Source organism: Pyrobaculum sp. (genome assembly GCF_049971835.1).
Taxonomy (GTDB): domain Archaea; phylum Thermoproteota; class Thermoprotei; order Thermoproteales; family Thermoproteaceae; genus Pyrobaculum.
In genome coordinates this window covers 1-9,559 of record NZ_JBMFKV010000074.1, presented here as the reverse complement: position 1 = coordinate 9,559, position 9,559 = coordinate 1, and the positions used below count along the sequence as shown (strand labels likewise).

The 9,559-nt window shown below is 56.0% G+C and carries 13 protein-coding genes; 5 read left to right on the top strand and 8 right to left on the bottom strand.

The features are described from left to right. Positions 1 to 339: 339 nt before the first annotated feature. Entirely contained in the window at positions 340 to 747 is a 408-nt protein-coding gene (locus ACP5J3_RS07740; protein ID WP_428495159.1) for a vitamin K epoxide reductase family protein, read from the top strand. Here the strand turns inward: ACP5J3_RS07740 and ACP5J3_RS07735 are convergent. From ACP5J3_RS07735 to ACP5J3_RS07705, 7 genes are all read right to left on the bottom strand, one after another. Further along, entirely contained in the window at positions 742 to 1,182 is a 441-nt protein-coding gene (locus ACP5J3_RS07735) for an SRPBCC domain-containing protein (protein ID WP_428495158.1), read from the bottom strand. The genes ACP5J3_RS07740 and ACP5J3_RS07735 overlap by 6 nt on opposite strands. A 101-nt stretch (positions 1,183 to 1,283) precedes the next feature. Beyond that, positions 1,284 to 2,450, bottom strand: coding sequence for an ATP-binding protein (locus tag ACP5J3_RS07730; protein WP_428495157.1), 1,167 nt, complete (start codon positions 2,448 to 2,450; stop codon positions 1,284 to 1,286). A gap of 30 nt (positions 2,451 to 2,480) precedes the next feature. Then, complete coding sequence (locus ACP5J3_RS07725) at positions 2,481 to 2,891, bottom strand: DUF86 domain-containing protein (protein WP_428495156.1); 411 nt, start codon at positions 2,889 to 2,891, stop codon at positions 2,481 to 2,483. Then, the gene (locus ACP5J3_RS07720; RefSeq protein WP_428495155.1) at positions 2,855 to 3,238 is read right to left on the bottom strand and encodes a nucleotidyltransferase domain-containing protein; all 384 of its coding nucleotides are present in this window, start codon (positions 3,236 to 3,238) and stop codon (positions 2,855 to 2,857) included. The genes ACP5J3_RS07725 and ACP5J3_RS07720 overlap by 37 nt, the downstream gene beginning before the upstream one ends. 46 nt (positions 3,239 to 3,284) lie before the next feature. Next, positions 3,285 to 4,157: an NrfD/PsrC family molybdoenzyme membrane anchor subunit gene (nrfD, locus tag ACP5J3_RS07715; RefSeq protein ID WP_428495154.1), complete on the bottom strand. Its 873-nt coding sequence runs from the start codon at positions 4,155 to 4,157 to the stop codon at positions 3,285 to 3,287. After that, the gene (locus ACP5J3_RS07710) at positions 4,154 to 4,720 is read right to left on the bottom strand and encodes a 4Fe-4S dicluster domain-containing protein (protein WP_428495153.1); all 567 of its coding nucleotides are present in this window, start codon (positions 4,718 to 4,720) and stop codon (positions 4,154 to 4,156) included. Before ACP5J3_RS07710 ends, nrfD begins: the two co-directional genes overlap by 4 nt. Beyond that, positions 4,717 to 7,140 carry a molybdopterin-dependent oxidoreductase gene (locus ACP5J3_RS07705; protein WP_428495152.1) on the bottom strand — a complete coding sequence of 808 codons (2,424 nt, stop codon included), beginning with the start codon at positions 7,138 to 7,140 and terminating at the stop codon, positions 4,717 to 4,719. The genes ACP5J3_RS07710 and ACP5J3_RS07705 overlap by 4 nt, the downstream gene beginning before the upstream one ends. Positions 7,141 to 7,339: 199 nt before the next feature. Here ACP5J3_RS07705 and ACP5J3_RS07700 point away from each other — a divergent pair, with 199 nt between their 5' ends. The 3 genes from ACP5J3_RS07700 to ACP5J3_RS07690 are packed head-to-tail and all read left to right on the top strand — an operon-like array spanning position 7,340 to position 8,022. After that, the gene (locus ACP5J3_RS07700) at positions 7,340 to 7,489 is read left to right on the top strand and encodes a CBS domain-containing protein (protein WP_428495151.1); all 150 of its coding nucleotides are present in this window, start codon (positions 7,340 to 7,342) and stop codon (positions 7,487 to 7,489) included. After that, positions 7,477 to 7,743, top strand: a complete 267-nt coding sequence (locus ACP5J3_RS07695) for a CBS domain-containing protein (protein ID WP_428495150.1) — start codon at positions 7,477 to 7,479, stop codon at positions 7,741 to 7,743. Before ACP5J3_RS07700 ends, ACP5J3_RS07695 begins: the two co-directional genes overlap by 13 nt. A 27-nt stretch (positions 7,744 to 7,770) precedes the next feature. Beyond that, positions 7,771 to 8,022 (top strand): TIGR00304 family membrane protein, encoded by a 252-nt coding sequence (locus tag ACP5J3_RS07690; protein WP_428495149.1) that lies wholly within the window; start codon positions 7,771 to 7,773, stop codon positions 8,020 to 8,022. 4 nt (positions 8,023 to 8,026) lie between these two features. Here the strand turns inward: ACP5J3_RS07690 and ACP5J3_RS07685 are convergent, their stop codons facing one another. After that, the gene (locus tag ACP5J3_RS07685; protein WP_428495148.1) at positions 8,027 to 8,302 is read right to left on the bottom strand and encodes a hypothetical protein; all 276 of its coding nucleotides are present in this window, start codon (positions 8,300 to 8,302) and stop codon (positions 8,027 to 8,029) included. 164 nt (positions 8,303 to 8,466) lie between these two features. Here ACP5J3_RS07685 and ACP5J3_RS07680 point away from each other — a divergent pair. Beyond that, a partial coding sequence (locus ACP5J3_RS07680; RefSeq protein ID WP_428495147.1) for a cytochrome ubiquinol oxidase subunit I occupies positions 8,467 to 9,559 on the top strand: 1,093 nt, incomplete at its 3' end.

Below are 9,559 nucleotides of genomic sequence, written 5' to 3'. Positions count from 1 at the left end.
GCGTAAAAGTGAGGAGCCTCCCGCCGCCGCTATGCTAACCTCTTTAGTCTCCGCCATCTTTGAGGTGAGCGTTCTTTTTATCTGATATGCGGCTTATCTTCACAGCGGCTCCCCTAAGTATTCGCCGCCAACTTTGCTGTACATTGAACCGGATGTAGCCTAGCAACAACCTCATGTCGTTATCAGCATCACATATCTCTGAAGAGGTTCGCTTGAAACTGGCCCGATATTCCTTGGTTAATGGTACTTCAATAGTGGTGTGCTGATCTGTCTGCTGTAGTCTCGTGAAGGTTGTTTCCCTGGGTAATAAGTATATAAATGCTGTGTCGTGTCGCTGTCGTGAGATATTTACTCGTCGCATTGGCGCTCTCCGCCGCGGGGATCTTGTCGAGGCTAGCGGGGTACGAGCAACTTGGTATATGGCTACTCGCGGCGGGGGGCTTGGCCCACACCCTCCTGAATAAGCCGGGAGATGTGTGTAGAAGAGGTAGACTCACCGGTTGCGAGGTGGTGCTCGGCTCTCCATATGCGAGGCCTCTTGGGATACCTCTTGAATACGTGGGGGCGGCGTGGTTCGGCGGCGTGCCCCTCGCGTTTCATCTAGGTTATGGACAGATATGGGCCCTACTGGCTGTGTTAGGCGTAGTGTTGTTAATCGGAATTGAGGTGAAGCTTAAGGCGCTGTGTCTCTACTGCACAGTTGCGCACATAATTGGGCTGATATGCGCCGTCTTTCTACTTCTATGATTTATTGATGTACTGGGCTAAGTTCTGCGCCGCCTCCTCGGCCATTTTTCTCAAAGCACCGCTCACAAGCGAGGGCGCCAGCGTTGCGGCTAGGCCCCGGGCCTCGCCCTCGAATCTCCAGCTGACCACAGACCCCGAGCCGCCGGGGGTCGCAGTGACCTCTATTTTGAAGTCTGCCGTTGTCTGTAGCCCCGTGGCCCTCCCTACGACCACTACGCCGTCGTCGCGAACCTCTGAGTATTTGAAGCGGGCGTTCATCTTGCCGGAGAGGTGCCCAAGCCTCACCGACGCCTCGCCCACGTACTCATCGCCGGACTTCTGCACGTTGGAGACCCCGGGTATGAGCTTCGCCACCACCTCCGGCTTTTTCAACATCTCCACAACCTCCCGGGGCGGCTTGTTCACCTGAAACTGGCCAGATTCCACCACGCGCATGCTCTACCGCTCTCGATGGTTATTAAATATTGTCAGCGAACTCGGCACACTTCACCGCTCCGCCAAGAACCGAATCATCACGTCGATAACGGGGGGCGTATTTAAATGACGCCTCGGCTTTTCGCGAGCTCCCTCGCCATTTGGTACAGCTCCTGGGGCCCAAGCGAGGCGTCGCCCACCTCCGGCGGCCTCTCCGAGAGGCTGACGAGCCCCGCCTTCTCGGCCACTTTTTTTAGCCTCGTGACCGCCTCGGCGGCCTCTGGCCTTGTGAAGGGGCCGAGCTTCACCTCAAAGGCCCACAGCCTCCTACGCCCTCTTGTCAACACCACATCGATATCCTCCCGGGGCGAGTACCGCTGGACGGCTCCGTAGTAGCTGGCGAGCATCTCCCCCACCGTGAACTGGACCTCCCGCCCAATTGGCAACTCGGGCGGGGCCGCGCCTAGGTCGCTGACGCTGTACTTAGCCTCGGCGTAGAGTATGAGGGAGAGCACCGGCGACCTCACTGTGTAGTACCTCTCCCGCCCGAGAGTAGGCACAGCCCTCAAAACCCCCATCTTAGAAAGTTTAGAGAGGATGGAGGACGCCGAGGCGAGGCCGCCCCTGAGGCCCAGGGCCCCCGCCACGTCTGTGCTCTTCCAGTACCCCTCCGCCACCAGCAGTATAGCCCTCCAGTAAGTGTCGGTCAGCTCCCTGTCCTCCTCTGTGAAGACCTCGCCGATGAGCCCCCTGGCGATCAGCGCCAGGTCCCTAGCCCTCTCCCTGAGCTCCTCTACGCTATTTATGTGGGGTATAGCCCACGGATCTCTCCACACCACGGCGAGGAGGGGGTCCCCGACCTGCGCCAGAACCTCCTCGTATGCGATTATGTCTATGTGCAGGGGGGAGAAGAGCCCGAGGAGGGGGCTGGACTTGTCAAATACCTTGTGAACAATCCCGTAGCTGGAGCCCGCCGCTATCAAAACCCCGCTGGGGGACCAGCTGGCCACTAAATCCCAGTACCTCGTGGGTAGCCGCTGGAATTCGTCAACCACGGCGACGCCGCCCCTCCTCAACACGGCGCCCACCTCCCTAACCGCCTCCTCCACCGGCACCACCTCGTCATCCACCACTGCGTGGCCCCCGCCGTGGCTCACCAGCACGTAGAGGTCGTGGGGGACACAAGTCCTAAGTAGCGTGGTCTTGCCAACCTTCCGCCTACCGTACAACAAAGTCCAGCTACGGGCCCTGGCCAACTGGCCACATTCACTACGTCGAATTATTCTCACCAGACTAGTACATATAGAAGAGTTAAAAATTTACGGATCCTCACCAAATCTCTCCACGATCTTTAGCGCCAAGTCTATCAACTGCTTATAGCGCCGGTTTAATACTATATTAACAAGTTGATATTTATGAACAAGAACATTTCTAAACTTAACTATGTTCATATAGAGTTTAAAATCATTTTCTGTAAAAACTCCGTGGATCATTAATTGTCTGCCGGCGTCTATATAGCCCCTGGCTGAGAGCCCCAGCAGTGAGACAGCCCTCTCTGCCATGTCTATAAGCGCCTGGCTTTGAGACATGAGGAGATACATGGCGCCGTACAGCCTTTTTGAATCTTCTAGATCCTCCGCCGTGTATCTATCAAGCTCCGCCCCGTAGCTGAAGACGTATCTAGCCAGCTCTCTCAAGACCGCCATGTCTTTGAAAGCTGTGTCTCCCACGCCTCCACCTTTCTGAGAGTGATAAAGTGGTCAATACAGACATTCACATGGAAGTAGAGCACGTCTAGAAATTCCTTCAAATCTCTGTAGTAGAGCGGCCTCCCCCTGGCGATTTCTAGAACCAACGCGCAGGGCGTGTCTTCGTCAAGCACTACAATGTCAATATCCTCCTCCCGCACGCCTAAACGCGCGGCGAGATCTGTCACTAAATCGCCGTATCTATCGCCAGGATCGGGCCAAACCGCTATGTCCCAGTCCCCCCTAACAACAGGCTTATACCCCGCCCTCGAGCCAAACAACACGGCGAATCCAACACCATATTTCTGCCAGGGAAAGTCCTCAAGCACGCAATTTGAACAGTGGAAAAATAAATCTTTGTATTATGTGGAAGGATTATGGTATTGGTTCAAAAACGCCGGCTTGGAGAACTAGTATTCTCAGCAGAAGTGCCCCGATGAGCGCCAGCACTGCGGCCGCCGCGGTCAGCGCTCTGTTTTGTCTCTTCATCGAAACTATCCCAATGGCCAGGGGTATGACCACGCCTAGTCCTACGACGCCGCCCCAGAACGCCGCCGCCAGGGGCCCGTACGCAAGGGCCTGGGCGCTCAGCCTAGCCGCCGTGGAGCCTCCATACAGCGCTAGGTTGATAAGGGCCAAGACGGCGATTAGCTCGGCGGATTCAAGCGCCACGTTTATTCGCACCACTTGACGGGTTACGTCGCCGTGGTGTAGCAAGAGCTCTACCAGTGCCAGGGCGCATACTGAGGCGCTGAGTAGCCAAAGGACTGGTATGAGCGCCGTGTTCCAGAACGGGATGCCGGGCGCCGCCGCTATGAGGAAGCCGCTGTATATCGTAATGAGTACGCCAACCACCACCAGCAGAACACCATACCACGTGGAGTCGACTATTCGTACAAGCACGCTACTGGCCGCTATATACCTCAGCGTGAGGAATAACAGAAGGACTGTGCCTATTAGTAGCAACGCGATGCCCACCGCCATCCAGCTCCGCACCCAGCCGAACGTGCCGCTGAAGATAGAGGACAGTATCGCTCCAGGCATATTCCAAGGTCTTGACAGGTCGGCCACTACAAACACCAGCGCCAAGACGATAGCCGGCAGTAAGGCGTATGCAAGCCTCTGGTAACCCTCTACCCTCTGCCGTGCCAGCATTACATAAGCCACCGACCCCATCCCAGCTATGCCAGCCAGCCACAGAAACGGCCCAATTAGATATGGAGACCAGATTTCTTGAAACGCCGTCATGGCCCCACCACCACGAAGTACTTTGGCTCAGTCCCCTTGTCCTCGAGCAGCCTAATATAGCGGCTCTGGGCAAGCCGCCGGGAGATGGCGCTGTTGGGATCGTCCAAGTCGCCGAAGGCTCTGGCGCCGGCGGGACACACAGCGACGCAGACAGGTTCTAGGCCGGCCTTCACCCTACTGAGGCACTCCTCCTCCATGCACTTCCTCGGCAAGCCGCTCTCCTCGTCAAGCCACCTTGCCTCGTATGGGCAAGCCACCATACAGTACTTACAGCCTATGCACAGCTCCGGCTTTATCTTGACAAGGCCGTCCACATCCCTATACGAGGCGCCGGTTGGGCAGACGGCGACGCAGGGCGCGTTGTCGCAGTGCTGACACTGGACGAGGAAGAGCATAGGCCTCAGCCCCCTCACCAACTCAACCCTCTTTATGTTTGAAGCGAGCCAGCCCCATGTCTTGTTCACCCTCCCCGTGCTACCGTAGTTAGCCGCGTTGCAAGCCGCAATACACGCCCCGCATGCAACACACCGCGACTGGTCCCAGAGGTGGGCCAGCCGCGTCATAGCTTCCTCACACGGACCGTGCTGTTTGTAGGCGGAGACCCAACCACAGGCTCGATCTTCCCCGTGGCAAACCACTGTGGATTTACACCCTCCCGCAGGAACTCGAACTCTTTCGTAATGAAGCTTGACCTCCTCCCGCCGAGGAAGGCGTAGATAAACAACACGCCCTCCCTCACCCTATTCGTCACCTTTACCCTAGCCGTGGCCTTCGCCCCCGTGTCTATAGACTCGAGCTCCACCAAGTCGCCGTCTCTAATGCCCAGCCTTTCCGCGTCTTTTGGATTCATCCACACGGAGCGATCGCCGAGGAATTTGGCGTTTGGCGTAAAGGCGAAGTGGGAAGACACAATGTTGTCTTTGCCGTTGACTAGGTAGAACTCGTTCGGCGCCTTGGGCTTTGTGTAGAGCGGCTCCCTGTAGTCCGGCAGTGGATCAAGCTTATTTCTCAATGCCGTGATGGAGTATATCTCCACTAAACCCGTCGGAGTGGCTAGCTTCGTCTTGTAGGGCCTCGTCCCGTAGCTCTTGCGCTTCAACACCACGAAACCCTTCTCCTCCAGCTCCTTCTCCAGCTCCTCGAGGGGTAGCTTAAACCTCTCCGCCACTTTTTTAAGAGCCTCGCGCACAAGCTGGCGCTCCCACTCCTCGAACTTGTGAGGGTCGGCGTAGCGCTCGTCGTAGCCCACCGCCTTAGCTCTGTCGGGAAAGGCCCTCCTTACAATCTCCATAAGTATCCACGGCGCGTGCCTCGCCTCGACGCCAGGCGGCGGGTCAAGCGCCTTGTGAGATTTCTGAAGCGCCGCGTGTAGCGTCCACTTTACAGTCGACACCTCCTCCCTTTCGAGAAACATCAAGTCTGGAAGCACGTAGTGGGCGTAATCCACATGATCATGTGGGAAGATGTCGATGGCCACCACTAACTCAAGCTTCCTAAGAGCCTCCACTGCCATGTGGTACCTGGCGTCTCTCTGCAGTGGCCCCGTCCCCACCACAAACAAGGCCTTAACAGGATAGGGATCGCCGGAGAGTATCGCCTCATACACAGAGTCAAAAGAGGATACCGCAAGCGGAAACTTAATCTTGTCAATTCTCTTGGCCTTAGGCGCGGGGAGCTTAACACCTGTGATCGTCACCACGTCGGGGCCGACGAGGTCGCATATACTCGGATACCCAGCAGACTCCTGGAAACAGAGCCCACCCCGCTTGTCAATATTACCCACCAGCGCGTTTAGAATCAAGATTAGCCGATATGTGTCGAAGTCGTTGCCGTTCTTCGCGGCGTACCACCCATCATCGATCACCCCCCTCGCCGTTGCGAACTCCCGCGCAATTCGCACAATCGTGGCGGCATCAACGCCGGTTATCCTCGCGGCGGCCTCCGGCGGGTACTTAGCCACGCGCTCTGTGAACAGCTCCCACACCGTCTTCGCGCCCCCCACCCTCTGCCTCGCCTCGTCGTTTAGAGTCAGCGCCGGGTTTTTCGCCTTCCCCAAAGGCGCAGGGGCTTGAGCGTCGGCGTCCCAGACGACATAATCACCCTCAACCCCCACCTCCTTGCCAGAGAGAGGCGTGCCGTCAGGTTTTATCAGCATAGGCGCGTTGGTATATAGCTTCACGAAGCTCTCGTCATACAGCCTCTCGCCGATAATTACATAGGCCATCCCCATTAAAAACGCGGCGTCGGTGCCTGGTACAATTGGCACCCACTCCACAGAGCCGTAGGCGATGTTAGGCGCCCGCGGATCCACCACCACTACCTTCACCCCGCGCTCCCGCGCCGCCGTCAGCCGCCAAATATGACCCATCGCCGCATCTAGACTCCTCCCAATAAGTATTAGATACGTCACATTTTCATAATCTGGGTCTACAGCAGGTGGTCCGCCTGCCCCCAGCACGGCTCCTCTAGCCGCTGTTGATGCAGTGTGGCAAGTCCCCTCGTGCCCTATAAGGTTAGGGGTGCCTATAAGGTACTGAAACAGCGGTAGAAACCATAAGTGAACATCATGGCGTGCAATGACCACGGACTCTGGGCCGTATTTTTCCACGATTTCTTTAAGCTTCGCCGCGATTTCGTTGAGAGCGGAGTCCCAATCCACTTCCACAAACTTCTCCCCTACCCGCTTCATAGGCCTCTTAAGCCTAAGCGGGTGGTTCCACATCTGAAGAGCAGATGCGGGACGTCCACACATGCCGGGTTGCGGATGTGCCAAATTAGGCACTAGATACCTCCTTCCGTTACGCTCTACGAAAAGTAACCCACAGCCGGCGCCACACGCCCCACACATCACAGGGATGACACGCTCTGAGCTAATCGCAGAGGCTGACTGCTCTCTAGACAACGTGGATACTGCGCCTAGCGCCGTTCCCAACAGAGCCGCGGTGCCGACGACCTTTAAGAAATCTCTTCTCTGGATCTCCATGAACTCTTACTTTTCCTGTTAGATATAAACTTCATTATGATTTATGTACATTGAACATATCAAATGCACATAAATAATTAAGATAAGCCTACTGCAACAAATTCTGTCTCTTTACACTTGTACGATTTGTCGTGACGATTTTTATATCTGCGAAAGTGGGAACTATGTATAAATAATAATTAGCCGTCTCATATAGTATGTGAAAGTTGCCGCGGTGGCCAGAACTAGCATAGTTACCTGCTTCCCCACCACGCCAATTCGTGAAGTAGCCGAGTTAATTCTTGCGAAAAACATCGGCTCGGTGGTGGTGGCGACCCGGCTAACCCCTCAAAACCCGTGGGTATCGTAGGCGAGAGGGATCTGCTAAAGGCTTATGTGGCCGGGGTGGATCCCTCGACTCCGGTGCGCGAAATTATGTCCAAGCTAGTTATAACAGTAGGTGCAGATGCTCATATAGGCGAGGCGTTGCTACTAATGAAGGAGGCCAATGTGAGGCGGCTGGTGGTGACTAAGGGCGGTGAGCTGTACGGCGTAGTGGCTTTGAGAGATGTTGTGTACAACATACCGCTCTTAAAAATTCTCGCCGACTACTTCTCTAAATAATATTTAAACCACATTCCAGCTTTATCCGTGGAGTTGCTGACAGCGGCGTTGTTGTTGATCATCGTCGGCGTGTTCCTCATGGCGTTATCCATATTCATCACCGCGTTGAAAAGGGAGGAGGGCGGGGAGTCAAAAACAGAGGCGGGAGGAGTCGTGTTGATCGGGCCCGTGCCCATCGTCTTCGGCACAAGCCAAAGGATAGCCCAGCTCACCCTTATACTGGCTATTCTACTCACAGCACTGGCGTTGCTTCTGTTCACACTGCCGCTCCTTAGGTGAGGCGCTACCCGCCAGCCGCCGCCTCCCTCCGCCTCCAAAACAGCCACTGGAGGAGCAGGATGGCGGCTATCAACGCCGCCAGGCCCACCAACCCCATAGCCACCGCGGACTCGCTCCCCGCCCCGAAGCATACAGGCACGAAGAACACCACCACGCAGCCGACCACGCCTCCCTCAGACTTGACGCCGCCTTTCATAAATATATACGCCGCAGAACCCAGCACCAGGAGTAGAACACCCGCTACAACCAGCACAGTGCCAAAAACAAAAAGCCAGTTCATCGCCATAGTTGTATAACGCATATAAAAACCTTCAGCCATTGCAGTTACCCTGTGGGTAAAGCCAGGCCAATTGGCAAAAGTAAACCGTTTATAGTACACAAAACTTGATTTGAACCGATAACTTGTACCAATAAGTATATAAAATCGAAGTCCTATCTGCCAGCATGACGAATCCAAATCCACTTCTTCCATTAAGCGCGTTGGGGGTCTATTTCCACGGCGTGTTCATATCGCTGACATTTGGCCTCCCCGTGGCGATAGGCATAATGCTCTGGAAGTGGTGGCGCACCGGAGACCGCGACTACTACAAGGCGGCCCGCATCATGACGGCCGTGCTGGCGGTGAACTTCGCTCTGGGCGCCATCACCGGGACTCTTGTAGAGTTCGGCCTAGTCCAGATATGGCCCGGCGTAAACCTAGCCATTGCCACCTTCGCCTTTGTCCCCCTCGCCCTCGAGTTAATCGCTTTTGCTAACGAAATAGCCTTCTTAATACTTTTTATAGTAACTCTCGGCAGGGTCAAGCCGCCTACCAGCATCGCCATTTTGGCGCTGTACGCCGCCTTCGCCTACTTCTCCGGCGTCTTGATCACCGCCGTAAACAGCTGGATGCAGGCGCCGTGGGGCGTCGGCCCCGTCGCCAAGACCCTGTACCCCTTCATGCCCGAGTACGGCCCCAACGTCGTCGACGTCCCGAAGCTGGTGGCGCTTAAGCTAGCCGCCGTCGCCACCGGCCAGCCCATCTCCCTCTTAATCGAAAAGCCGGGGTTCGCCCAGGAGGTTGGCATCGTGTTAAAAGACCCAATGGTCGCCCTTTACAGCCCCTATGCTCTGGTGTCTATACTCCACAACATCCTCGCCGCTATTCTCATAGGCATGGCCGTGGCCACGGCCGGGTGGGCCTACAGGTACTTTAAGACTGGGGACCATAAGTATCTCAAAATCGTGAAGCCGCTGGCCGGAGCCTTCGCCGTGCTGTTCGTCATACAAGCCCCTATAGTGGCGCACTTCATGGGCGAGGCGGTGGTGCACTACAACCCCACTAAATTCGCCCTTATGGAAGGCGCCGAGAAGACCTACCACGACCCGATCATCGCCCTCGTGGCCTACGGAGATCCCAACAAGCCCATAATCGGCTTCGACGAGCTGGAGAAGGCTTGTATGAGCAACACCTTGACTGTAGGCGACTTGGCCAAGGCCCTCAACCTGCCCCAGACGCTGAAACTAGCCGGACAGTCAGTGGACATCTCCTCCCTAG

Coding starts and splice junctions, on each gene's coding strand:
- ACP5J3_RS07735 (WP_428495158.1), bottom strand. CDS start 1,182: ATGCGCGTGGTGGAATCTGGCCAGTTTCAGGTGAACAAGCCGCCCCGG.
- nrfD (WP_428495154.1), bottom strand. CDS start 4,157: ATGACGGCGTTTCAAGAAATCTGGTCTCCATATCTAATTGGGCCGTTT.
- ACP5J3_RS07710 (WP_428495153.1), bottom strand. CDS start 4,720: ATGACGCGGCTGGCCCACCTCTGGGACCAGTCGCGGTGTGTTGCATGC.
- ACP5J3_RS07705 (WP_428495152.1), bottom strand. CDS start 7,140: ATGGAGATCCAGAGAAGAGATTTCTTAAAGGTCGTCGGCACCGCGGCT.
- ACP5J3_RS07685 (WP_428495148.1), bottom strand. CDS start 8,302: ATGAACTGGCTTTTTGTTTTTGGCACTGTGCTGGTTGTAGCGGGTGTT.